This window comes from Paenibacillus sp. FSL H8-0175 (assembly GCF_045040615.1).
Taxonomy (GTDB): Bacteria; Bacillota; Bacilli; order Paenibacillales; family Paenibacillaceae; genus Paenibacillus_AQ; species Paenibacillus_AQ odorifer.
In genome coordinates, this window is record NZ_CP150299.1 from 2,114,826 (window position 1) to 2,137,446 (window position 22,621).

The window sequence follows — 22,621 nt, forward strand, 5'->3', positions numbered from 1 at the left end:
AGGGGGAGTTTTTTGTGGACACATAAAGGACATAACGCTCGTCTATGCTAATGTTTATTAATTGTTTGAAAGCGGGGTCTAGATTGAAAAAGAAACTTCTTCTCGTTGAGGATGAAATTCGTATTCGTGAACTGGTATCTGATTATTTCTTACAGAATGATTGGGAGGTACTTGAAGCGGATAATGGAAAAGATGCATTGGTTTGGTTTGATTCACTGCTGCCGGATCTGCTGATTCTGGATATCATGATGCCTGCTATGAATGGCTTTGAAGTGTGCCGTGAAGTTCGTGAAAAATCAGCGGTACCCATCATTTTGTTAACGGCCAAGTCTACAGATGATGACAAAATCTACGGTTTTGAATTAGGAGCCGATGATTATGTTACAAAACCATTTAGTCCAAAGGTGCTAGTAGCCCGGGCAAATGCACTTATGAAACGGGTTGAAGGCACTCATCAGCCTGAATCTAGCATAATAAAATTTGGTTCCGCAATGTTTAATCCCTTGGCCCATCGGCTGGAGGTAGAAGATGCGGAAGTGGAGCTTACCCCTAAGGAATATGATCTTTTATGGCTTTTAATACGAAATAAAGGGATTGTTATTTCAAGGGATACGATCCTCAGTCGGATCTGGGGAATTGAATTTGAAGGAGATTCCAGAGTTGTGGACAGTCATATCAAAAAGCTGCGAAGTAAATTGGGTTATGAATCACGTTTTATTCGTACGGTAATTGGCACAGGATACATGTTCGAGGAAGAGGCATGAGAAGACGGGGAATTACTTTTAAACTGTTTGTGATGACCGTTATCTTTTTCCTTTGCTTCTATGGCATGGTGATTCTAAGCCAATTGCTGTTGTTTGACAATTTCTATCAGAAGCAAAAAGAGCACCGTGTGGAGAAACACCTTAAGAGTTTTGCGGCAAGATATATTAGCGAACCATGGGGAAGCACTAGAACCTCTCAGGAGCTTGTCCGGTTTATGCTGCGGAATAAAACACAAATGGTTATTTTGAAGCTGGATGGAAGGATGAATTCAGAAGATCCATTTCATATAAAGCTAATCGATGATGACGGGAAGAGTATGGTTGTTTCTTTATCCCTATTCATGAATCAGTACGGAGATTCACTGAGAGCAGCAAACATTAAAGTAGATGATCAGTTGAGCGTGGAAGGCGAACTTCTGGATGAAGACAGTGCTTCACCCGTTATACTCTACCCCATAAGCATTACAAAAAAAGGGGGCGGAACCATAGGGGAGACGGGAGAGACTGGGACGATTCATGCATCTGGTACTGTTGCAGAAGTTGTACTGCCTGATTTAAAAATATGGAATCCCCGCCAGGGAATATTGTTTGAGGCTCTTGAGGAATGGTTTCCTTTGACACCAGCGCAGATAGAAGACTTTAAAAATTTGAAAATACAGAAGCAAGACTGGGTTGCTCCCTGGAGTGGGAGTCGCAATTCTGTGGTTATTCTGCCCCTGAAGCAAAGTAACGGAGAAATTGAATTACTATTCACAGTCACTTCATTACAGGAAGTTAAGGATTCGAACGATGCCTTACGTTGGTTCTTTTTATATCTGGGAATGGGTGGCTTTGTCCTGATTCTGGTGCTTTCTCTCTTTTTCTCGAAAATGGTAACGCGTCCGCTAATTAAGTTAAACAAGATAGCAAAACGGATGGTTTCTCTGGACTTTACAGGGGACACATCGATTCGGCAGAAGGATGAGCTAGGCAGCCTTTCTAACAGCATGTTCACCTTATCACTAAGTCTGGACTCTGCTTTAGGGGAGTTAAGAGAGGCCAATCAGCAGCTAGTTGAGGATATGGAGCAGAAGCAAAGAATGGAGATCATGCAGCAGGACTTTTTTGCCAACGCCTCCCATGAATTGAAGACACCCCTCAGTATTATCAAAGGGTTTGCTGAAGGTTTGGAAGACGGCGTTAGTGCCGGCAAGCAGGATCACTACATTAAGGTGATTATTGAGGAAGCCGATAAAATGGAGTTTCTTGTTAAAAATATGCTAGATCTAGCGCGGTTGGAGTCGGGCACGATTAAACTACGGAAATCTTCCTTTATGTTAAGTGAACTGACGGAAAAGGTGACAGACAAGCTGGTCCACTTGCTGAGTGAAAAACATTTGGAGGTCATCATTATTCCTGCAAATGAATTACCGGTCTATGCGGATGTGAACTGGATCGAACAAGTTATGCTAAATTTTATGACCAATGCTATCAGGCATGCGGAAGAAAGAAGTTCTATCACTGTCAATATTGAGAGTCATGCCCAGACTATAGTATTCACTATTCAAAATATAGGAGAATCAATCCCTGAAGATCAGCTGGAGCAGATCTGGGAACGGTTCTATCGGTCGGAGCCATCCCGCAGTCGAATGACAGGCGGTACGGGTCTGGGGCTTTCCATTGCAAAGCGAATACTAGATATGCACGCTTGTCTTTATACAGTGAAAAATACGGAGAACGGTGTCAGCTTTACTGTGACCTTTGAAGGTTAAACCGAATCAACAGAAATACTGCTATGAAAGGGGTGAAATTGTATGAAATTGAACTGGTTGCCTTCAACGTGCACACTCGGAAACTTGGGACTAGGATCACTATCCTTGTATTTTACGATTCAAGAACGATATAGCCTAGCTTTATTAATGATATTGCTCGCGGCAATATGTGATGTACTGGATGGATTACTGGCAAGAATATTGCAATGTACTAGTGAATTCGGTAAACAATTGGACTCATTGGCGGATATTATATCATTTGGTTTAGCGCCTACCTTCCTTATCTTGTTGTATAGGTTAGAAGATGCCCACTGGATTGGACCTGCAGCTGCAGTTTTCTTTTTGATCTGTGGGGCACTTCGTTTGGCCAGATTTAATCTGTCGGCGCCTTCCAAAGGGTTCGTGGGGATGCCCATTACTGCTGCTGGAGTCATTCTGTCGATGATTTCTTTACTAGATGAACGGATGAAACCAGGACTGGTCATCGGATTAATGGCATTGCTGTCCGTAATGATGATCAGCCGTATCCCATTTCCGTCCCTTAAAAAATCCTTCAACAGGAAGTGATACAACCATGCCTTGGATTATAGAGTTCATTTCACAATACGGATATTTAGCCATATTTGGCCTTATGGCACTTGGGATTATCGGACTTCCTGTGCCTGATGAGGTGTTAATGCTGTTTGTAGGCTATTTATCCTCCGTTATGGTTTTGGATTTTTCACTTTCCGTATTGGTTTGTTTTATGGGATCCATCACAGGAATGCTTATCAGCTATACCATTGGTTTAAGGCTAGGACAACCTGTGGTAGCAAAATTCGGCAAGTGGGTTGGCCTTACACCCAAGCGTTTTGCCAGTATGAAAAGATGGTTTTTGCGGTTCGGAAACTGGGCGATTTTCATTGCTTATTTTATTCCAGGTCTGAGGCATGTATCGAGCTATATCTCTGGAATCAGTGCTATGTCTTTCAAAAAATATATACTCATAACGACTGCAGGAGCGCTAACCTGGTCACTCCTTTTTGTTTCCATCGGCTTTTTTGTGGGGGCTAAGTTTTCCTTTTTATAGCCATTGAAGTTTAACATTATTAATCGCAATTGAATGGAGCAAGATCAATGAATGTATTCAAGCGATTCTACGCGAATAGTACTACCAGACGCTTTTTTATTCTCGTACTTATCGGGTTGCTGCTGTACATGGTTCGAGGGATGCTTAATCTGGTACTGCTGACGTTTCTGATTGCTTTTGTCATGAACAGCTTTCAGATTGTGCTCAGTAAACGAATTGGTAAATTCATGAAGGTCAACAGTAAGGTGATTATTGTCATTTTATACCTTGCTTTAATCGCATTGATTGTACTGGCCCTTGCAAAATATCTTCCTAAAATATTGGAGCAGATTAAGCAATTAGCCATCTTCCTCACCAATCTCAAATCAGAGGATCTTCCGCAGAACAAGATTACATTATATTTGTATGATATGCTCAGGGACCTTAACTATCAGTCCTATATCAAAAGAGGCATCGATTATGTGCTGCAGGTTAGCAACTGGGGTGCAACTTTCGTTCTATCAACCATTTTAAGCTTTGTGTTTATTCTGGAGAAGAACCGGGTCGTCAGTTTCACTTCTAAGATGAGAGAGAGCAGGATTGCCTGGTTTTATATAGATCTGGAGTATTTCAGCCGAAAATTCATCGTTTCCTTTGGGAAAGTAATTGAAGCGCAAATTCTCATTGCCATGTTCAATACCTGTCTTACTGTTATTGGCTTGTGGTTGCTTAACTTCCCGTATTTATTTGCCCTAGCGATTTTGATTTTTCTGCTCAGTCTCATTCCGGTAGTTGGTTTTTTGATTTCGCTCATTCCGCTTTTAATTATTGGTTACAACATCGGCGGTCTGATAACAGTTACATATGTGCTGGCGATTATTGCGGTGTTGCATTTTATCGAAGGCTATTTCTTGAATCCTAAGTTGATGTCCACAAAAATGAATTTGCCGATGTTTTTCACCTTTAGCGTGTTGTTGTTCTCTGAGCATTATATGGGTGTCTGGGGACTTATTCTTGGTATTCCTATCTTTGTATTTATGTTGGATATCCTTGAGATTACCCACGAAGATTCGTTCAAAAGAGCGAAGCCCTAAGCTGAATACTAAAAAACCCAAGTTATAAGCTGTTTTCGGTACTTTTCCGGAGACAGCTTATTTGTCATGCACATTGCACAAAAAAAATTGCTAATGGCCTTTTTTTGTGAATAACGTTTTATATTGTGTCCTGCTGTCATAAGTTAGCTAAGGGAGTAATGTTCAGAGTCTTTAAAGAAGGAACAGGAACAAAGGAGGTACAAAAAAGATGGAATCACAGCTGCGGAGGTATACCCCCTTTAGGGGCCCGTTTGATCCTTGCCCACCGGTGCCGTTCAAGACGTATGTAGTTCCACCCAATCAATTTATCACCTTTCAGCCACCCGATTTACCACAGTTTAGTTTGCAGGAGGCTCTGAAGTATGGAACGCTCTGGCCAGCACTATTTAGTCCGTATGAATCCAAGTGCAAAGGAGGAGGGAAATAGACTATGGAGGCAAATCCTTGCGACCAACGTTATTATGAATTGCTTGAACAGTTGCAGACCCTTGATTTTGCCTTAGTGGAGTTGAACCTATACCTAAATACGCATCCTGACGATCTGAGAAGTATTGAACAATTTAATCAGCTTACGCTGGAACGAACTAAGCTAGCGAATCATTTTCAGGAGTTATATGGTCCGCTGCAGAATTTTGGCCGCGCTTATTCTAAATGTCCATGGGAATGGAATCAACCCCCTTGGCCTTGGCAGGTGTAAGAGGAGTATAACCGTAAGGAACTATTTTTCTAGAGGAGGGAAGTTCCCGAATGTGGATATACGAAAAAAAACTGCAATATCCGGTACGGGTGGGTAAATGTGATGTCCGGATGGCGCGTTATTTGAGTGAGCAATACGGAGGCGCAGATGGCGAGCTCGCCGCTGCACTACGCTATATGAATCAAAGATACACGATTCCAGATAAAGTTATTGGCGTGTTGAACGATATTTCTACAGAAGAGTTCGCTCACCTTGAGATGATTGCCACGATGATCTACAAGCTGACGAAGGATGCTTCGGTATGTGAATTAGAGGAAGCGGGATTAGGGCCACATTTTGTAGCGCATGATCATGCCCTGTTCTACACGGATGCTAGCGGAGTTCCATTCACCGCAGCCTATATTCAAGCTAAGGGAGACCCTTTGGCAGACCTTTATGAAGACATTGCGGCTGAGGAAAAAGCCCGGGCTACATATCAGTGGCTGATTGACATGACGGATGACGTGGATCTGCAGGATAGCCTTAAGTTCCTGCGGGAGCGGGAGATTGTGCATGCATTACGGTTTAAGGAAGCGGTGCAGATTATTATTGATGATCGGAATCAGAAGCGGGTGTTCTAAGGATTTCTGTGAAAAAGACATTTAAAGCCGTTCTCTTTTAAAAGAGAACGGCTTTTTTACGTTAAAAAATATGGAGGCTCCGCAGGAATTGATAGAAGAAATACCCGCCAAAGCCGATTAATACAACACTTGCGCTGATAGTCACCCATTTAATAGCCGTCCGGTTCATTGCTTTTCGTGTGGTGGATACAATCGTCATCAGGCCAATATCATGGAGCAGGATACCAATCAGGATACCTAATCCCACTAGTAAAAAGCTGCCCGTATTAGTACGGTCAAAGGAGTCGGACAATACGGTACCAAAGACACTAACCCAAAATACCAGGTTTCCTGGTGAGATCGCCACTAGCAAACCATTTTTGTAAGAAGAGAACAGCGATTTGGACGTCTTCTCTCCTCCAAGGGAAATATCATGATCTGCATTCTTGATGCTGTCATATCCAACGTAGCATAGGAAGAGAGCCCCAACTAACCACATGATTACTTGTATGATAGGCATGGAAAGAATAGAAGCTAGACCCAAGTATAAGCCTAGAATTAGGAAGAGGTCGATAGTCATTCCCCCGAGGCCAACAATCCAACCATGCATAAAGCCATTTTTTAAGCCTTGTTTGGTCATTTCAATGGTAATGGTACCTACGGGGAGAGCGATGGAAAAGCCGAGCAAAACGTATGTAAGAAATAAAGCCATTAAAATTTAAAGCCCCCTTTATCAAATTAAACGAAAGTATATTTTACACCATGAAGTAATAGGGGGCAATTCTTTTGAGTGAATTTATCTATTACAAATTTGCTCTAAAATTTTCGACCGCTCTAATAGAGACGGTCTTTTTTATTTATTTGAGGATCGCCAGAGATGAATATTAATGGTCTCGATTTTCTTTACTGATGAATTATTGCTCGAAAATTAAAGGGTGACATGAGATGAAAAATGTGATTTAGTTAGGTGAAAGTTAGTATATAAGCGATTATTTGAAAAAAAGAGCCTCATTAGCTTCGGCTAACAAGGCTCTTGATACTGTCACGAGTTTGGATTCCATTATTTAATTGTTATCTTTATCGGTTTGTTTGATCAGTTCATAAGCGATATACCCGATCATTCCCAAGAACAACCCTGTGCCTGCAATAATGTAAACGATCGTAAATATTTTTCCGAGTGCTGTCTGGGGAACAAATGTTGGATGACCTAATGTACTAAGCGTTGCAACGCAGAAATAAATAGCATCCAGGACTGACAAACCTTCCTGTTTGACATAAAAAATGGTTCCGGACAACAGCGTCATCAAAACTAATAAGAATAATGCTTGGAAATTTTTACGTTTGAGCGCTTTCCATAAGCCCGAGAATAAACGTTTTAAAGTTAGTAAAAATGATAACATGCAGCTCCACCCTTCATTTATATTAGAGCATACATAACAAATTAACGTCAAATTTAAAATAGATTTGCAGGAAGAAACTGAGGAGGCTGTGGGGAACTTAAATTTCTAACATTCAGAGATGGAACTGGTCACACTCCATTCAAAGCTAGTCTAAGCTATGTTATTATTACCTTATATTTTCCTATAAATAACAAATTATAGAGTTTGGAGGTTTATGAATGAGAAGTAAGCGTAAATTGATAATGCTGTTATTGTTTGCTTTGACGATTATACTTTCAGCATGTAATGATAAAAAAGCTGCGATATTATCCATGGATGAAATACGAGATCTAGCTCAGCAAGGCGAGGCGTTGTCGTGGAAGGATTTTGAAGGTTATCCCTTTGAAGATGTCGGTTCAGGCTTGTACATCCGTAAATATGAAATTAATGAAAACTACCATGTGCTGGTGGGTGGGGGAAGTGTTGATGCAGCTCCTCTGTATATAAATCTTGTCAAAAGAAACGGAGAAAAGATCGATATCCGTTATGATGACATCGATCATTTTATCCTCAATTAAATGAGGGGTTTTTAGGCTATTCAAATCTTATTCCGTTAGATAATTCATCCAGACGCTCCCAGTCGAGTACAACAATTTCTTGCTTAACTTTATATAAAATTTCCATGTCGGTGAGCCGCTGAATGACACGGTTTAAATGGCGGGGAGTAGTCCCAATCAAAGAGGCTATATCTGGGATATAGGGTGTCTGAATTTCTTTTCCAAACTCACGTTGGAGTTGAATGGTCAATAAATAACTTGCAAACCTTTCTTCTACAGAGCCCAGCAAGTTCGTTCGGGATGCGGATGTGCAGGTTAGAAGCTTGTAAGAAAGATGTTTTAGCAACAAGTCTTTAAACCTGTGGTTATCCATTAGGTCAGACTCAACCTTTTGTTTCGGGATAAATAAGAGGCTGGTTTGTTGTACCGCTTCAACTTGGGATTGGATCACAACTTCCTGCACGTATTCAATATCCCCGAATAATGACAAGGGTGAGCAGAAACGTAATAACAAGGATTTTCCCGTCCCCACACTAGAAGAAACCTTGGTACGCCCCTCCACTTGAAAATAAATTCCGTCCAGCTCATCCCCCTCACGCAAAATGATTTCATTCTGCTCATAGACAAGTAACTGGATTAAAGCATGTGTTGACGTTGTGAATACTTGGTCTAGATTAAATTGTGTAATGTAATGTGATATCAGATTTGGATCGTGAATAGATTTCATCGTTTACTCCTTTTTGGACATCGGTCCTTTCCATTATATCTGAACTCGTTAATATAGAGAAAAAGGGGAGGTTATTAACTGTGAAATTTATTTTTGATTTAGATGGGACGATTTGTTTTAGTGGCAAACCTTTGAGTGGATTTATTGTACAAGCCTTGGATTCTCTAATTGAAAAAGGACATGAGGTTATTTTTGCGTCAGCCCGGCCTATTCGTGATTTATTGCCTGTGTTGCCTGCTCATATGCATCATTTTTCTATGGTTGGCGGGAATGGCGCGTTTATTGCAAAGGGTGGGGAGGTTATTTCGACGATACATTTTGACCCACAGACTGCGGATAACATCCTGAATTTGATTGAAGAATTTGATGCAACTTATTTGATTGATAGTCATTGGGACTATGCATATTCGGGTTCTGCGAACCATCCCATCCGGAGAAATGTAGATCCAGAACAACGCGCCAAAAATGTAACTCCATCAGAGCTGGATGAGATTGTGAAGGTAGTTATTTTGAGCAGTCTGAACGGGGAACAACTTATACATAAGCTGCAAAATCTGCCGATTGTGATCTACCAGCATGGACAAGAAGATATTATGGATATAAGTCCACAAGGTGTGAACAAATGGACAGGACTAAAGAGATTAGGCATAGAACCGCAGCAATTTATTGCTTTTGGTAACGATGCTAATGATATAGAAATGTTTAGACATTCCGCACATTCGGTTTGTGTTGGCGATCATATAACCTTGGGAGAAGTTGCAACGGAAAAGGTTAGTAGCGGTGAAGAGCAGATTGTTAGAAAAATAATGGAGCTGGTGGTAGGTCTGCGATAATTGTTGGGATGGTGATCACCAGCTCAGAGGTCATTGTTGCGGACTGTATAGTCGCTATTTCGGGATTTAGCTTCATTAGGCGGAGTGTTCGGACTCAGGAGGCGTTATCTGGTCAGAAGACAGCGGTTTTTGCACAAAAACAACTCAATAACGACTATGGGGTCCGAATAACCTCATTTCTGTCTATTTCGAAGCCAATAAGGACATTTGAGTCCGATGGTAGGAGGTTGGTCGCTATTTGCAACAAAAAACCTGCCATAAAATCAGCAGGTTTTTTGCATGGATGAGCAGAAATAAGTGTGATAACTATTCTAGATAAGTTCTTGGCGGTGATTTAAATAACGATATAAAACACAACCGGATATCGCGCATATAGCTGCACATAAGCCGATAAAACCATACCCAGCTTGAAGACCACGTAGCAAGCCAGTTTGTGTTTCTGCTCCGTAAAGCCTCTTTACACCTTCGATTACTGCACCTATGGCATAGTTGCCAATCACGCTACCGACTCCCATTAGTGTAACTGTAAAGGTGATGGCAGTGTCACTGCCATGCGGATACCTTTTTGCGATAAACGCCATAACGGTCGGATAAATCATAGCGATACCTATGCCTGCTGCTGCGAATAGAAACGCGAGCTGTTCCCCACCCAAAATAGCAGCAAACGTACATAAGGCAGAGAAGGCTGAAAAGATGATAAGCGATAGATTGAAACCAATCTTATCTGTAACCGGCCCCAGCAGGAGCCTTGCTAGCGAGAAGCAGAGAAAAAAGGTGGACAACATACCAGAAGCTGTAACTGTATCCCACAAGTATGCTTTTTCCAAAAAATTCACTAGCCATCCACCTACTGCAAGCTCTGACACTACACCGAAAGAAAGAATAAGCACCATCAGCCATAAAGCGGGATCGCGGACCAACGTTTTTAAAGGGATCCGGTCCTCTTGCGGAAGATCGTCACCCGGAAATGTACTGCGCAAGGCAGATAGAATAGGCAGTAAAGATAAGCTTAGCATAATCAGATACATTCCGCGCCAGTCGAGTGGATGGCCAAATATACTTACCGACATGAGTCCTGTTGCCAGCAGTGGAGCTAAGGTTGAACTAAATCCGTAGAAAAAATGGGATAAGTTCATCATCGTCCCGGTATTTTTTACGAAGATGCGTGCTCCCAAAATGGCAAGACCAATCTCCAGCATTCCGTTTCCGATGTACATCAGGAAATAAGAAGCTGAGAAGAAGGGATAGCTGTGGGAGATATAGATTAACACTCCTGAGAATATCATGGATGCAAAAGCAATGATACTGACAGCCTTGATCCCCCACTTCCGAACCAATACAGCTGTAAAGGAGCAGGCGATCAAATAACCTAATGCATTTAGGGATAAAAGGGTGCCGAGCTGTTTCTCGTCCAGATTAAAGTCGAATTGGATTCGCGGAATGGCAGGTCCTTTAATATTTTCCGATATGCCAAACACTATAAATCCTAAAAAGATGGTTGCCAATTGCATGGCGTAAATCTTGTTAAATCCCCCGAAGCGCTTTTTCAAATTGAGATCCTCCCAGAACGGGTTACTTTATTGCTCAATGTCTCTGTAATACTCTTCTTTAAGTTTTTCCCAGTGTTGCTTATCGTCGTCGGTGATTGCTCTTAATACCTTGCATGGGTTCCCCACCGCAATTACATTGTCAGGGATATCCTTAGTCACGACTGAACCTGCACCGATGATTACATTGTTGCCGATTTTTACCCCAGGATTAATTACTGCGTTTCCACCAACCCACACGTTGTTTCCAATGGTAATCGGTGTACCGAATTCAAGCATACTAATACGCACGTCCGCATCTATGGGGTGACCAGCAGTATATACACCTACTCTAGGTCCAAAGAGAACATTGTTACCAATCGTTACTTTAGCTACATCAAGGATAATGCAGTCAAAATTAGCGTAGAAGTTATTGCCAACGGTAATATTACTGCCGTAATCACAACGGAAAGGAGGTTCAACATATAATGACTCTCCTGTAGACTCAAATAATTGCTTGAGTAGTTCTACTCTATATTCACCTTGTTCTTCCGTCGTATTGTTAAATAAACGAGTGAGCATTCTGGATCTTTTGTTATCCTTTGCTAATTCTTCACCGCCTGCCATATATAGCTTTCCTGCAATCATGTTTTCTTTGTTTGTTGCCATTCGTAGTTCCTCCTGAAGTGTATGTTAGTTTTATGTTTTACCGGCGCTTCTCAACCAGCTGCAACGAGTAGGTTAAGCTTTCCAGTGTGATCGCAATTAATCCGTTCATGTAATGATCATCAGGTTGATCCAGCACAATTAAGTGAGGCATATGCTCCTCTGGAATCACTTCCAGACAACGTTGATAAATCGGCCGCACATTCTCTTGTTTGACTTGTTCTCCTGTGAGAGCTATGGTCTCTGGATTAATAATTGCAATCAGGGACGATATAGTGTGAGCCGCCAAAGGGATGAAGGTATCCGTGTGGTCCAAGCTACTCAATTGCTGTTCACGCGAGATTCCAAACGGTAAAAAAGAGACTTCACCAGCAAATCTGGTATTACCTTTGTGGATATGCCCGTCGATCATCATCCCGGCGCCTGGAAAAGCACCTTTGATAAAGGTCACTACGACAATGGTTTTATCCTCTTCATAATCCTGCTGTTTATAGAACCCGTAAACGGTCAGATTCATATCATTTTCAATCGTGACTTCAAGCTCGTATTTTTCTCTGAGCAGTGATTCTAAGGGAGCATTCATTAACTCTTTAATGTCACAGATATTAATGACACCTTGGTGAGCAAGGCCGGGAATCCCAATCCCTACTGCCTTGATATTGTTATATTGTTGGATAAGCGTATCCAGCAGATGGTCGATGGCTGCAGCATCTACGTACTCTAATTCCATCCATCCATGATCCACACGATCACCAACTGAATTGGTCACCGCATAGGTTATGGATTTCTGGCCATCCTCAATTTTGGCATAGATACATGCAATATAGGAGAAATCAGCGTTATAGATAAATCGTCTGGCCGGTCGGCCTCCATTTGAAGCCTCCAGTTCAGTCTCAATGACTTCACCAGTCTCCAGAAGTTCATTCAGGATATTTCCGCAGGTAGCAATACTTAATCCGGTGGCACTTGCAATCGTGGATTTGGTTCCTTCCTTCATCGATTTCAAGGCCTGCTTGATAAGCTCCTGATTTATCTTTTTAACACGAATTGAATTGTTTGCGATTTGGTTTATTTTATTCACCTCTAGACTTTTGAAAATGGTTATTAAAAGTATTATCAATACTATAACTTGGCTCTATATAATTGTCTAGCAATCGACAGTTTTTTATTATGGATTTTTTTGAACGGACATGTGGCTTTCAATCAACCTGCGGTGTCTAATTAAATGTAAGGTCAAGAGGAGGTCCACCATTTACGAAGATTTTCACAAAAAGACCACTTGTAATGAGTGTACACTATGGAAATTAATAGAATAAATGTTATATAATTCACTAAGATACAAGCTAAAAATGTTCACTCACAATTTGAACCGGGGACATAATCTAGGGAAAATTTATATTCGGCCAGCCAGAACCTTCTGGTTGGTCTTTTTAATGTGATGCGTCTACTTCGTAGGCGATTTCGTTATATTTAGTAGATTGGTAGATTGGTAGATTGGAGGGGAATTAAATCGGGGAGGACAAATGGGTCACAGAAGCGCAGCAGGGCAATGAGGCAGCGGTGGAATTATTAATTCGGCATACCTATAGTGATATTTATCGATTCATCAGATGGAAAATACATAATGACGAATTGGCCTGGGATCTTGCACAGACAGTGTATGAAAAAGCATGGGCCAAGCTTGACAGCTATCAAAATAAACAGGGGAGTTTCCGAGCTTGGTTGATGGCGATCGCGCAAAATGTCTGCATTGACTATTTTCGCAGCAAAGGTGCTCGGCAAGCAGAGTTGAATCAAAGCTTATCTGATGAAATCACAGTCGAAGGAGATTTTCTTGAAGGAATATTACTTCGTGAAGAGGTTAAGCAGGTATATGCCGCGATTTACTCACTGCCAGAGGAACAGAGGGATGCGCTCTTGTTAAGGTATAAATATGAATTTACGTTTGCAGAAATAGCTGCCGTAACTGATGAACCTGAATCTACTGTGAAGTCAAGGGTAAGCCGATCGCTGATTAAATTACGTGATTTACTAAGGTATTCCAAGCAAGAGGACATATCCCAACCCCTAAAGAAAGGAGCAGGAAAATGAGGGTTAAACGTAACCATCAAGATTACCTCAATCTGAATTTACAGGATGAGATGACAGCAGAGTCTGTAGAGGAGATCGTGAATTATATCAGGTGCATTCCTGAACCGCCACGCCTTGACGGTTTTGCAGAAGAAGCCATGAGCAGGTGGAGAAAATCCAAGCGGGCTTTACCTGCGCCAGTACCACCCGTTCCTTTATTTGCACGGCAACAGCTGAGGATTCTTTTTTCACAGGGATGGTGGAAAGAGGTTGTGCTTGGTGTGATCTTGTTTGTAGTAGGATATTTGGTGCTGAGTGTTATGCAGATTGTTAGCCCTATGTTCATTCTGTCCATCGTGGGTTGTATTCCTTTACTGGTGGTCGTCTCTCATACGGCTCGGAATACGCTCTGTGGAATGGGAGAACTCGCACGTAGTTTTAGAATCCCATTGCATCGGTATGTGCAAGCTCGGTTCCTTATGGCAGGGGTGATCTCACTACTGATTAACGTTAGTGTAACTGCTATGGTAACCCCGGTAGGGGAAACGGAGTTTATGCTGCGTATGACCCTGCTATGGTGCATCCCGATCCTAAACAATGCGGCGGTAGCGTTAGTATTATCCACGCTGATACGTAATTTTAGACAATTAACGACCGTACTCTTTATGTTGCCTCTCTTTTGGATGATTTTATTTTCCGGAGAATTTGCAGTGAGATGGACGATGTCGGTCGAGTTATTTTGGTTAATGGGACTGGGCGTTCTGTCGGCAGTGGTATTTAGCCTAGCCATGAGATTTCAATCCAGAATATTGAGCAGGGGAGGGTTTCTGATTGGAGCTTAAACTATGTAATATTGTACATGATTTCGGCAAAAAGCGAATTTTAAATACGATCAACCTTTCTATGTCACCTGGTGTGTATGGTCTTCTAGGACCTAACGGAACAGGAAAAACGACACTGATGCGTATTGTTGCAGATATTCTGTATCCGACTCGTGGAAATGTACTTTTAGATGGACAAAACAAGGATGATATGGGGGATCAGTACCGGGCTCAGATAGGTTATTTACCGCAGGAACTGGGGATGTACAATCATTTTTCAGCTCGCGATTTCTTGTATTATGTTGCTGCCCTAAAGGGGTTGACCAAGAAGGAGGCGAGTGATCGTATAGAGGTTCTTGCTCAAATGGTTAATCTATCCGGAGAAATGGATAAAAAATGTGGTAAGTATTCCGGCGGGATGAAACGTAGACTCGGTATCGCTCAAGCATTGCTTAATAATCCGGGCATCCTCATTCTGGATGAGCCCACAGCAGGACTTGACCCCTCGGAACGCGTAAGATTTCGAAATTTAATTTCTGAAATATCAAATGAGCGCATCGTTATTTTGTCTACTCATATCGTTTCTGATGTTGATCATATAGCTAAACAGGTGCTACTGATGGGGCGAGGAGAGTTACTTCGTCAAGGAACAATTAAGGAGTTGACCAATGAATTGCAAGGAGAGGTTTGGGAGGCACATGTCCCCGGGCGGTTGCTGGCTCAAATCGAAGAGAATGGAACTGTAGTGAATGTGCAGCAGACAGATACTGGACTAGTGGTTCGGGTAGTCAGCAAGACTTTGCCAGTTGAGAATGCACTGATGGTGAATCCTTCATTAGAAGATGTATATATGCATTATTTTCGGAGGGGATGACACACATGAAACGTCTGGTGATGTTTGAATTACGTAAAATTATGATTCCCAGAGTCTGGATTTCTATAGCTGGAAGTATTGCATTAGCCACTTTTTGTTTTGTTAGTTTCTACCCATCCGGTACGGATAGTCTATTGGTTGTAAACAAGGAAAAGCCTGAAGCTATCGCCGCTCATCTAGGACCGATTCAACCAGATTTAGCTTTGAAATACGCACCTAGACTCAAAGAAGAATATGCTGAAGACAGCGCTTGGCCCAAAGAGGAGAAGATGAAACGAATTCTGGAGCAACACTATGCTGGTACAGCTTATATGGTAGATCAATTCAACAGAAATTTAACAGAGCTGAGAGAGCAGAAGGTTTTAATGGAGAGGCAAGAACCAGGATCTTATGCGCTAAGAGATGTTACTAAAAAGCTCTCCATGCTGGAGGAGGGAAAACCACGGGGGTTTTATGTAACTGAGGACTGGGACTTATTACATATATTTTTTTCGAGCTCGCCTGGCGTCGGGGATCTTTTGATCGGTCTTATTCTAGTATTTGCACTGGCCTCCCTGTTCTCCGGCGAGGAAAACTATAGAATGGATGCACTTATTCTATCTAGTAAATACGGAAGGTTGAAGATTGTTGCGGCAAAACTATTAGCTGGATTTATAGTTACGTTTAGCTGGGTTACTCTTTTTTACGGGATTTGCACATTGCTGGCCTGTTTACCGTTCGGCTTCGTGGGCTGGAATGCCCCGCTGAATAGTTACTTTTATTTTGATGAGACTCCATATGCCTTAACCCAGCTGCAGGGATTTGCCCTGAAATATGCTGTAACCTTGCTGGCTGCATGTGGTCTATTGTTATTGACGGCGCTGATATCCGCTTTGTGTCGGAGTAGCTTAAGCAGTCTTGGACTGGCAGCATTCGTAGTTATTCTTCCCCTTTTCTCTTTGCCTGGAATGTTGGGCAAAATAATCTCTTTTTTGCCGTCAGGTGTAATGGTTAGCAGATCCTTAATCGAAAAATATGTATCCTATAACATTTTTGGCATCCCTATATTACATCTACCCTTGTCAATCCTTTCGGTGATAATTATAGGTATAATTGCTATAATGCTTATCCCCAAAGCTTTCGAACGTCGATTAAAGGTCTAAGTAGTAGATACGTCCAGATCGTTCCCGCTATGAAGTGGGGCGATCTTTTTTTGTTCTTCTTGTGAAAAAGGAGAGCAGTATATTTACGAATTAGACATTTCACCCGATAGTTAAGACAAAGGGGAATCACGATAAACCTGGCAAAGAGAGCAGGAACCCCTTACCGATAAGAACGAAAGGGATTATTAAAATGAAGATAATGAAGCTATTGGTACTAGGTCTTATCTCAGGGACAATTGTGACATGCGGCAACGTGAGTTATAGAGTTCATGCTGACACGACAACGTACGAGAATACAGGGACATATGAAGAAGTGGACGAGGACGGTGAGGAGGATCCGGCATCTTCACTGTTCACTGACATTCAAGGTCACTGGTCAGAGCCTTGGGTGCGCTGGGCGTTTGGCAACCAATTGATGGTTGGTTATGATGATGGGAGCTTTCGACCGGATCAGCCGATTACGGAAGCGGAATTTTTGAAATTATTTTATCTTTCTTTCGGCTATCCAAAGGCTACTAGCATAGGCGAAGAATGGACAGCAGCACCGTATAGAATGGCTAAGTGGTGGAATCATCCAGTTACTGGACTACAATATCCAGTGGCAAGATCGGCTCCAATCACCAGAATGGCCGCCGCAAGGTTAGTTGTATCTGGTCTAGGGATGAATTACAACGAAACGGATTCCGTGGTTTATTTGCTGGGTAACTCTCTACTTCCACTTCCCGGAGAGCCAACGCTAGTAGGTTTCAAAGGAAATCTCCCGCTTACAAGAGCAGAGGCTATACAATGGATGAGAATGCTCAAGCTTAAGGGAATATATACTGTGAATTCTCGTCCAGAAGGACGATCGGATCGGAGTCACTTACCGTCATTACCGGAACAGGGTACAGGTTTGAAGGATTTTATAGCGGTTCCGGTTACCGATCGTGATTTCGGAATAGCGGATAGTGGACGTAATCTTTTTATTGATTTTGGGAGTTCTAGAATGTTAGTAGAGGAACATTACGGGGATTCAACAGGTCAAGATGTATTCAATAATGAAATGTATAAAGAAGTATCTGTACATTATGATACCGAAGGTCGGCTGAACGCTTGGAAAATAGACAAAGATAATGAGCGCATTGATCCAATCCATATAGGTACATTGAACAATATTCGACCTGGGATAAGTACATTGGAAGATGTGCTAAAGGCATACGGTACATACGTTGCAGTGGATAACGAATACGGGATTATAGTGAGTTACTGGTTTGAGAACAAGGGTGGAGTGTATGAGCCCCGATTGTCACCTTTTGAAATGGATAATATGGAGGGTGGGTTCTATATAGGCTTCATTATTGACAAACAATCTCTGAAAGTTCAAACCATACTCATATCTACAGCTCAGCAGGCAATGAATCCTACGGATATATAGGAATTGTACTGGAACCTTATTCATTCTTTAAAATGTGACGGCATGTCTTTCTGAGGCAGCCGTCTTTTGTTTTATAATTTTTTTCACCTCATAAGCTAACATTCCGAGAACTTTATCGTTATACATACGAAGGGAGGTGCAGGATGAAGCCCGGGCAGCTACATCAGATACTTCAACCTAAAATGTTAGAAATTCAAAAATACTTGATTCGTCTCGGGGCACCTGCAGCCGACGCTGAAGATATCGTACAGGATACGGTGTATAAGGCTCTTTTGTATATTGATTCCATTGATGAGAACAAATTCAGTGCATGGTTATATAAAGTAGCGATCAATCGCTACTATGATCTGTGCCGCCGCCGCAAGCGGATAGTCATTCCTATTGACTATGTAGATGTGCCGGATATGGAATTGCCAGAGGATCATGTGCTGTTAAAAGAGAAACGGGAAGACATCGAAAGAGTGTTGGATGAGCTTCTACCGCTCCATAAACAACTCATTATTATGAAGTATGAGCTGGAGCTGTCCTATCGGGAGATAGCTGAGCTTCTGGGAATTACGACAGATACAGTGAAATCGGCATTGTTTCGTGCCCGCAAGCAATTTCAAAAAAAGTATAGAGGTGAAGTGGAATGACAGCTCCATGGGAACAAAAGGATGATCAGAACCTTTCAAAAGTAATTAAGAAGGCAAAACGAAAAACAATGATTCGAAACACAATCATTTCTCTAGTGGTGACGGTTCTAGTATTATTCGGCGGGATGCTGGGTAACGCCCATCTGACAAGCTGGTTGGCGATGCGTGGTTTGGATGAAGAGAGGATCATGATGAAGATTAGCAGTCCTAACCTTCAGGAGTTGAGAACTGAGCTTGATTTAGGTTTTCTATCGGGTAAAGTTGAACTGAGCACTTACAAAGTTGTTGAGGGTGTGCCCATCGTATGGGATACTAAAAAACTGTATTTCGATATGGGCAGCCGGTTTTCTCTGCTTAATAGGGGATACTCTAGTATAAATGTTCCTGACCCGGTAATGACACAGCAAAATTATGAATACTACCGAGGATATAACAGTCAAAATGGTCAGCGGGAAATGATGTTTTATGTGCCTGGAGTGAATTATAACGAAAAAGTGCTGAATGACCTGCCTTCACTCGAACAAATGGAACCTGGCAAGCTCGTAGAAATGGCTGTTTCTTTTGATAAAAGCTACACTCAGGTAGAGGTAGAGAAGATGCTGCCGGCGGGTTTGTCACAGACTTGGTATTGGGTAGATACGTATGACAATAAAAAGAACCTTGAGTTTATTAGGAATGACAGCAGCCCGAATAAATATGCCTTACCGGAATCTGCTAGACAAGTATATGGCTACGGTGGGGAATGGGAAGGGTTATTTAAGCCGAAACCAGAGGATTTTTTACAATCCTTAACCTATGGGCTTCAGATGAAGGGCAAGCATTACGGAGAGTTTGAGCGAATCTCGAATTACTTGAAAAAGGATAAAGCGGCGCCGGACGCCAGTGATGTACAGCTATTGGGAGTTGTCGTTACTGGAACTGCGAAAGAGCTGCAAAGCCTCAAAGGAAAACCCTATGTAAATACGGCAGTTCTCGGCGTGATTGTGGATAAATATTAGATCAATATAGTAAAAAATGCTGGAGGGGTTATTCTATATGTGGATTTTCTACGAAAAGAGACGATCTCTCCTTCATTTTCAAAAATGCAAGGGAAAGAGCAGCGATTCATCCTCCTATTGGATCTTCGCTGCTCTGCGTTTTTGATTATCCGCGATCTGCTTCAGTAATAGATTGAAGGCAAGGCAAAGCCTGCTGACCTCAAGTGGTAATTTGTGTATGACGTGATCGCAGAAATCGCTGGTATCTTCGATTGTTTTCAGATGTCCAAATACGCTTCCGACTCTATAATTAGGGGATTTCTCCCTATAATTCTTAGATATATGGTCATCTAACTTATAATTAGGGAAAACCTCCCTGTAATTTACCTGATTTGGTGAAAAATAAAGGAATCACCTCGATTTTTAGGGAGAAATCCCCTCATTATGCTCTTTTTTAGCGAATTTCGGCTATTTTTAGGGAGTATTTCCCCAATTACACTAAAGCGTACATCATACATCGCACACCGCACATCGCACATCGCACACCGCACACCGCACATCGCACGCCGCACATATCCCATGGGTTAAAGTAACAATCCATCCATTGTATAGCCTATTTATAAAAAAGAAGCTGCCCTATAAGTAGAATTCTCTACTTTTTGGACAGCTTCTTTTTTCATCAGTCACAATCTGCTCAAGCTAAGTCCATTTCGCGGACCACAGCTTCATTTCCTTCAAAATTTGATGTAAATCCTCACCTTTGGGAGTAAGCGAATATTCTACCGTAACAGGAACAGTCGGAAATACGTGACGTTCAAGCACACCATGCTCCTCCAGATGGCGCAACGTAGTGGTTAGTGCGCGGGGAGAAACATTAGTGATTTTTCGTTGCAGTGCCCCAAAACGCTGCGTGCCGTCGAATAGCTCTCTGAGGACAAGAAAGGCCCATTTTCCACCTAATACTTCAAGTGTTTTTTCAACATTACATTCAATAGTAACAGGGGTTTTGGGGATATAATTATTAGTAGATTTAGCTGTCTTCAAGGTATCTCCTCCTGTTTGTGAAGCTACTATACTCTAGTATAGTAACTACACTAGAGATCATATAATAAACTAATTTTCACTTCTTTCTATTATATACAAACTATTCTAGAATGAATATGAGTGCTAAGCAACCTGCCAAAATCAAACACGGAACTATGGAGAGGAGCAGTTATTATGAAATATCGCAGATTAGGTGGAACCGGTTTAAAAGTCAGTGAGATTAGTTTGGGAAGCTGGCTGACATACGGAGGCTATGTGGAAAGAGATAATGCTGTTAATGCCATTGAAACCGCTTACGACTTAGGCGTAAATTTTTTTGATACTGCAAATGTTTATGAAAAAGGTGCTGCCGAGAAAGTACTAGGTGAGACTTTACGTAACTACTCTCGTGAGTCCTATGTATTAGCTACTAAAGTATACGGGGAAATGGGCTCGGGGCCTAACGACCGTGGACTATCCCGCAAACATATCACGGAACAGTGTCATGCTAGCTTGAAACGTCTCGGAGTAGAATACGTGGATATTATGTATTGCCACCGTTTTGATCCGGAAACTCCAATTGAAGAGACCTTACGTGCGCTAGATGATCTGGTTCGGCAAGGCAAGGTATATTATGTCGGTGTTAGTGAGTGGACGGCGGCGCAAATGACCGATGCGTTAGCTGTAGCAGACCGCTATTTGCTAGATCATATTGTTGTTAATCAGCCGATTTATAATATGTTTAACCGTTATATTGAGAAAGAGATTATTCCGCTTGGCGAGCGCCGTGGGATTGGACAGGTAGTATTTTCTCCACTGGCTCAAGGGCTGTTAACTGGAAAGTATAACACGGACATCCCTGAGGATAGCCGTGCTGCTAAGCTGGATCGATTAAAAGATTCGATTACAGAAGAAAAGATTGAAAAAGTCCGCCAATTGAGTGGGATCGCCACGGAACTGAATATTTCTGTTGGGAATTTGGCTTTGGCTTGGATTTTGCGTCAACCTAATGTAGCTAGTGCGCTGGTGGGTGCCAGCCGTCCGCAGCAGGTCGAAGAGAATGTTAAGGCTTCAGGTATTGAGCTTTCGGAAGAGATTTTGAAGCAGATTGAGGAGATTCTGGAGTAGTTGTTAGCTTCATAAAAAAGGAGACATACTCATGGCGAAAGTAGTTGTTACAGGCGGCAGTGGAATGTTGGGCAGATGGGTGGTCCGGCATTTTGTAGAGCAAGGGTATGAGGTTGTGAATGTAGATACGCAAAAATCCGCAGATTCTTTGTGCCAAACGATGATTGCTGATTTGAATAATTTGGGTGAAGTATATGGTGTGCTCGCAGGCGCTGATGCAGTTGTACATTTGGCTGCAATCCCAGCTGCAAATATAAAGACAAGTGAGGTTACCTTTCAAAATAATGTAGTATCTACCTATAACATTTTGGAGGCTGCAGCGGGTCTCGGGATTCGGAAAGCAGTGATTGCTTCCAGTGAATCCTCTTACGGAATCTGTTTTGCGGTTAATCCTTTGGGGCCGAAGTATGTGCCTATGGATGAGGAGCATCCACAGTTACCTGAAGACAGCTACGGTCTGTCTAAGGTTGTGAATGAGCAAACCGCTGAGATGTTCTATCGCAGAAAGGGTATACAGGTCGTTTCCCTAAGAATCGGAAATGTTATTGATCCATCGGCGTATGAACGTTTCCCTTCCTTCATTCATGATCCAGCGCAGCGCGATCGTATTCTATGGAGTTATATTGATACACGGGATGTAGCAACAGCTTGCCAATTGGCAATCGAAACGGATGGATTGGAAGCGGTTGCTCTTAATATATGTGCAGATGAGACCAGCATGGCTGTTCCTAGCAGAGAGCTAATGGCCGCACGTTATCCAGAGGTGACGGATTTCCGCCAGCCGCTGGAGGGTCACGAGTCGCTACTCAGTAATGAGAAGGCCAAAAAGCTGCTAAATTGGCAGCCGAAGCACGTATGGCGAGATTATGTTAACCAGTAAATAACGAGCCGGATTC

26 protein-coding genes are annotated in these 22,621 nt (G+C 42.2%); 19 read left to right on the plus strand and 7 right to left on the minus strand.

Annotation, left to right across the window (positions count from 1 at the left end; all coding sequences use genetic code 11):
• Positions 1–83 precede the first annotated feature (83 nt).
• The 8 genes from MHH46_RS08970 (at position 84) to MHH46_RS09005 (ending at position 5,974) form a co-directional block, all read left to right on the plus strand.
• The gene (locus MHH46_RS08970; protein ID WP_076191082.1) at positions 84–764 is read left to right on the plus strand and encodes a response regulator transcription factor; all 681 of its coding nucleotides are present in this window, start codon (positions 84–86) and stop codon (positions 762–764) included.
• On the plus strand, positions 761–2,515 hold the full coding sequence (locus tag MHH46_RS08975) for a HAMP domain-containing sensor histidine kinase (protein ID WP_076124801.1): 1,755 nt from the start codon (positions 761–763) through the stop codon (positions 2,513–2,515). The genes MHH46_RS08970 and MHH46_RS08975 overlap by 4 nt, the downstream gene beginning before the upstream one ends.
• A gap of 42 nt (positions 2,516–2,557) precedes the next feature.
• Positions 2,558–3,082, plus strand: coding sequence for a CDP-diacylglycerol--serine O-phosphatidyltransferase (pssA, locus tag MHH46_RS08980; protein ID WP_036684073.1), 525 nt, complete (start codon positions 2,558–2,560; stop codon positions 3,080–3,082).
• Between the two features lie 7 nt (positions 3,083–3,089).
• Positions 3,090–3,584 carry a DedA family protein gene (locus MHH46_RS08985; protein WP_076100017.1) on the plus strand — a complete coding sequence of 165 codons (495 nt, stop codon included), beginning with the start codon at positions 3,090–3,092 and terminating at the stop codon, positions 3,582–3,584.
• 47 nt (positions 3,585–3,631) lie between these two features.
• The gene (locus tag MHH46_RS08990) at positions 3,632–4,657 is read left to right on the plus strand and encodes an AI-2E family transporter (protein ID WP_076191084.1); all 1,026 of its coding nucleotides are present in this window, start codon (positions 3,632–3,634) and stop codon (positions 4,655–4,657) included.
• 208 nt (positions 4,658–4,865) lie between these two features.
• Complete coding sequence (locus tag MHH46_RS08995) at positions 4,866–5,084, plus strand: spore coat associated protein CotJA (protein ID WP_036684070.1); 219 nt, start codon at positions 4,866–4,868, stop codon at positions 5,082–5,084.
• 3 nt (positions 5,085–5,087) lie between these two features.
• Positions 5,088–5,354, plus strand: a complete 267-nt coding sequence (locus MHH46_RS09000) for a spore coat protein CotJB (RefSeq protein ID WP_036684069.1) — start codon at positions 5,088–5,090, stop codon at positions 5,352–5,354.
• 50 nt (positions 5,355–5,404) lie between these two features.
• On the plus strand, positions 5,405–5,974 hold the full coding sequence (locus MHH46_RS09005) for a manganese catalase family protein (RefSeq protein ID WP_036684067.1): 570 nt from the start codon (positions 5,405–5,407) through the stop codon (positions 5,972–5,974).
• Between the two features lie 61 nt (positions 5,975–6,035).
• On the opposite strand, the gene MHH46_RS09010 is transcribed toward MHH46_RS09005, so the two are convergent.
• Together MHH46_RS09010 and MHH46_RS09015 are read right to left on the minus strand one after the other, a co-directional pair.
• Positions 6,036–6,665, minus strand: a complete 630-nt coding sequence (locus MHH46_RS09010; RefSeq protein WP_076191086.1) for a LysE family translocator — start codon at positions 6,663–6,665, stop codon at positions 6,036–6,038.
• A gap of 352 nt (positions 6,666–7,017) precedes the next feature.
• Positions 7,018–7,353 carry a potassium channel family protein gene (locus MHH46_RS09015; protein ID WP_076124810.1) on the minus strand — a complete coding sequence of 112 codons (336 nt, stop codon included), beginning with the start codon at positions 7,351–7,353 and terminating at the stop codon, positions 7,018–7,020.
• Between the two features lie 218 nt (positions 7,354–7,571).
• Between MHH46_RS09015 and MHH46_RS09020 the strand changes: the two genes are divergently transcribed.
• Positions 7,572–7,910, plus strand: coding sequence for a hypothetical protein (locus tag MHH46_RS09020; RefSeq protein WP_076191088.1), 339 nt, complete (start codon positions 7,572–7,574; stop codon positions 7,908–7,910).
• A gap of 16 nt (positions 7,911–7,926) precedes the next feature.
• Here the strand turns inward: MHH46_RS09020 and MHH46_RS09025 are convergent, their stop codons facing one another.
• A complete protein-coding gene (locus tag MHH46_RS09025) occupies positions 7,927–8,616 on the minus strand; it encodes a Crp/Fnr family transcriptional regulator (RefSeq protein ID WP_076191090.1) in 690 nt (229 codons plus the stop codon).
• A gap of 80 nt (positions 8,617–8,696) precedes the next feature.
• Between MHH46_RS09025 and MHH46_RS09030 the strand changes: the two genes are divergently transcribed.
• Positions 8,697–9,449, plus strand: a complete 753-nt coding sequence (locus tag MHH46_RS09030) for an HAD-IIB family hydrolase (protein ID WP_076191092.1) — start codon at positions 8,697–8,699, stop codon at positions 9,447–9,449.
• A 311-nt stretch (positions 9,450–9,760) separates the two neighbouring features.
• On the opposite strand, the gene MHH46_RS09035 is transcribed toward MHH46_RS09030, so the two are convergent.
• The 3 genes from MHH46_RS09035 to MHH46_RS09045 all read right to left on the minus strand — a co-directional run bounded on the left by MHH46_RS09035 (position 9,761) and on the right by MHH46_RS09045 (position 12,722).
• Positions 9,761–10,960, minus strand: a complete 1,200-nt coding sequence (locus MHH46_RS09035) for a sugar MFS transporter (RefSeq protein ID WP_076191403.1) — start codon at positions 10,958–10,960, stop codon at positions 9,761–9,763.
• Between the two features lie 66 nt (positions 10,961–11,026).
• Positions 11,027–11,644 (minus strand): sugar O-acetyltransferase, encoded by a 618-nt coding sequence (locus MHH46_RS09040; RefSeq protein ID WP_076187110.1) that lies wholly within the window; start codon positions 11,642–11,644, stop codon positions 11,027–11,029.
• Positions 11,645–11,681: 37 nt separating this feature from the next.
• Positions 11,682–12,722, minus strand: a complete 1,041-nt coding sequence (locus tag MHH46_RS09045; RefSeq protein ID WP_256719068.1) for an ROK family protein — start codon at positions 12,720–12,722, stop codon at positions 11,682–11,684.
• A gap of 479 nt (positions 12,723–13,201) precedes the next feature.
• On the opposite strand from MHH46_RS09045, the gene MHH46_RS09050 reads away from it, so the two are divergent.
• From MHH46_RS09050 to MHH46_RS09080, 7 genes are all read left to right on the plus strand, one after another.
• A complete protein-coding gene (locus MHH46_RS09050; protein ID WP_076191094.1) occupies positions 13,202–13,732 on the plus strand; it encodes an RNA polymerase sigma factor in 531 nt (176 codons plus the stop codon).
• Entirely contained in the window at positions 13,729–14,553 is an 825-nt protein-coding gene (locus tag MHH46_RS09055) for a hypothetical protein (protein WP_076191096.1), read from the plus strand. Before MHH46_RS09050 ends, MHH46_RS09055 begins: the two co-directional genes overlap by 4 nt.
• The gene (locus tag MHH46_RS09060) at positions 14,543–15,406 is read left to right on the plus strand and encodes an ABC transporter ATP-binding protein (protein WP_076187118.1); all 864 of its coding nucleotides are present in this window, start codon (positions 14,543–14,545) and stop codon (positions 15,404–15,406) included. Before MHH46_RS09055 ends, MHH46_RS09060 begins: the two co-directional genes overlap by 11 nt.
• A gap of 5 nt (positions 15,407–15,411) precedes the next feature.
• Positions 15,412–16,548 (plus strand): ABC transporter permease subunit, encoded by a 1,137-nt coding sequence (locus MHH46_RS09065; RefSeq protein ID WP_076191098.1) that lies wholly within the window; start codon positions 15,412–15,414, stop codon positions 16,546–16,548.
• A gap of 190 nt (positions 16,549–16,738) precedes the next feature.
• The gene (locus tag MHH46_RS09070) at positions 16,739–17,962 is read left to right on the plus strand and encodes an S-layer homology domain-containing protein (protein ID WP_076191100.1); all 1,224 of its coding nucleotides are present in this window, start codon (positions 16,739–16,741) and stop codon (positions 17,960–17,962) included.
• Between the two features lie 143 nt (positions 17,963–18,105).
• The gene (locus MHH46_RS09075) at positions 18,106–18,597 is read left to right on the plus strand and encodes an RNA polymerase sigma factor (protein ID WP_076191102.1); all 492 of its coding nucleotides are present in this window, start codon (positions 18,106–18,108) and stop codon (positions 18,595–18,597) included.
• The gene (locus MHH46_RS09080; RefSeq protein ID WP_076191104.1) at positions 18,594–19,595 is read left to right on the plus strand and encodes an anti sigma factor C-terminal domain-containing protein; all 1,002 of its coding nucleotides are present in this window, start codon (positions 18,594–18,596) and stop codon (positions 19,593–19,595) included. The genes MHH46_RS09075 and MHH46_RS09080 overlap by 4 nt, the downstream gene beginning before the upstream one ends.
• A gap of 678 nt (positions 19,596–20,273) precedes the next feature.
• On the opposite strand, the gene MHH46_RS09085 is transcribed toward MHH46_RS09080, so the two are convergent.
• Positions 20,274–20,618, minus strand: coding sequence for a helix-turn-helix domain-containing protein (locus MHH46_RS09085; protein ID WP_036684053.1), 345 nt, complete (start codon positions 20,616–20,618; stop codon positions 20,274–20,276).
• 174 nt (positions 20,619–20,792) lie between these two features.
• On the opposite strand from MHH46_RS09085, the gene MHH46_RS09090 reads away from it, so the two are divergent.
• Both MHH46_RS09090 and MHH46_RS09095 read left to right on the plus strand, forming a co-directional pair.
• On the plus strand, positions 20,793–21,725 hold the full coding sequence (locus MHH46_RS09090; protein WP_038569620.1) for an aldo/keto reductase family protein: 933 nt from the start codon (positions 20,793–20,795) through the stop codon (positions 21,723–21,725).
• A gap of 31 nt (positions 21,726–21,756) precedes the next feature.
• Positions 21,757–22,605, plus strand: coding sequence for an NAD(P)-dependent oxidoreductase (locus tag MHH46_RS09095; protein WP_076191106.1), 849 nt, complete (start codon positions 21,757–21,759; stop codon positions 22,603–22,605).
• Positions 22,606–22,621: the final 16 nt, after the last annotated feature.

What these genes read in the sequence shown, in the direction of transcription:
- MHH46_RS09035 (WP_076191403.1), bottom strand. Translation starts at nt 10,960, where the DNA reads ATGCAATTGGCAACCATCTTTTTAGGATTTATAGTGTTTGGCATATCG.
- MHH46_RS09055 (WP_076191096.1), top strand. Translation starts at nt 13,729, where the DNA reads ATGAGGGTTAAACGTAACCATCAAGATTACCTCAATCTGAATTTACAG.
- MHH46_RS09075 (WP_076191102.1), top strand. Translation starts at nt 18,106, where the DNA reads ATGAAGCCCGGGCAGCTACATCAGATACTTCAACCTAAAATGTTAGAA.
- MHH46_RS08990 (WP_076191084.1), top strand. Translation starts at nt 3,632, where the DNA reads ATGAATGTATTCAAGCGATTCTACGCGAATAGTACTACCAGACGCTTT.
- MHH46_RS09080 (WP_076191104.1), top strand. Translation starts at nt 18,594, where the DNA reads ATGACAGCTCCATGGGAACAAAAGGATGATCAGAACCTTTCAAAAGTA.
- MHH46_RS09040 (WP_076187110.1), bottom strand. Translation starts at nt 11,644, where the DNA reads ATGGCAACAAACAAAGAAAACATGATTGCAGGAAAGCTATATATGGCA.
- MHH46_RS09090 (WP_038569620.1), top strand. Translation starts at nt 20,793, where the DNA reads ATGAAATATCGCAGATTAGGTGGAACCGGTTTAAAAGTCAGTGAGATT.
- MHH46_RS09095 (WP_076191106.1), top strand. Translation starts at nt 21,757, where the DNA reads ATGGCGAAAGTAGTTGTTACAGGCGGCAGTGGAATGTTGGGCAGATGG.
- MHH46_RS09070 (WP_076191100.1), top strand. Translation starts at nt 16,739, where the DNA reads ATGAAGATAATGAAGCTATTGGTACTAGGTCTTATCTCAGGGACAATT.
- MHH46_RS09005 (WP_036684067.1), top strand. Translation starts at nt 5,405, where the DNA reads ATGTGGATATACGAAAAAAAACTGCAATATCCGGTACGGGTGGGTAAA.
- MHH46_RS09020 (WP_076191088.1), top strand. Translation starts at nt 7,572, where the DNA reads ATGAGAAGTAAGCGTAAATTGATAATGCTGTTATTGTTTGCTTTGACG.
- MHH46_RS08985 (WP_076100017.1), top strand. Translation starts at nt 3,090, where the DNA reads ATGCCTTGGATTATAGAGTTCATTTCACAATACGGATATTTAGCCATA.
- MHH46_RS09025 (WP_076191090.1), bottom strand. Translation starts at nt 8,616, where the DNA reads ATGAAATCTATTCACGATCCAAATCTGATATCACATTACATTACACAA.
- MHH46_RS09065 (WP_076191098.1), top strand. Translation starts at nt 15,412, where the DNA reads ATGAAACGTCTGGTGATGTTTGAATTACGTAAAATTATGATTCCCAGA.
- MHH46_RS09010 (WP_076191086.1), bottom strand. Translation starts at nt 6,665, where the DNA reads ATGGCTTTATTTCTTACATACGTTTTGCTCGGCTTTTCCATCGCTCTC.
- MHH46_RS08975 (WP_076124801.1), top strand. Translation starts at nt 761, where the DNA reads ATGAGAAGACGGGGAATTACTTTTAAACTGTTTGTGATGACCGTTATC.
- pssA (WP_036684073.1), top strand. Translation starts at nt 2,558, where the DNA reads ATGAAATTGAACTGGTTGCCTTCAACGTGCACACTCGGAAACTTGGGA.
- MHH46_RS09000 (WP_036684069.1), top strand. Translation starts at nt 5,088, where the DNA reads ATGGAGGCAAATCCTTGCGACCAACGTTATTATGAATTGCTTGAACAG.
- MHH46_RS08995 (WP_036684070.1), top strand. Translation starts at nt 4,866, where the DNA reads ATGGAATCACAGCTGCGGAGGTATACCCCCTTTAGGGGCCCGTTTGAT.
- MHH46_RS09015 (WP_076124810.1), bottom strand. Translation starts at nt 7,353, where the DNA reads ATGTTATCATTTTTACTAACTTTAAAACGTTTATTCTCGGGCTTATGG.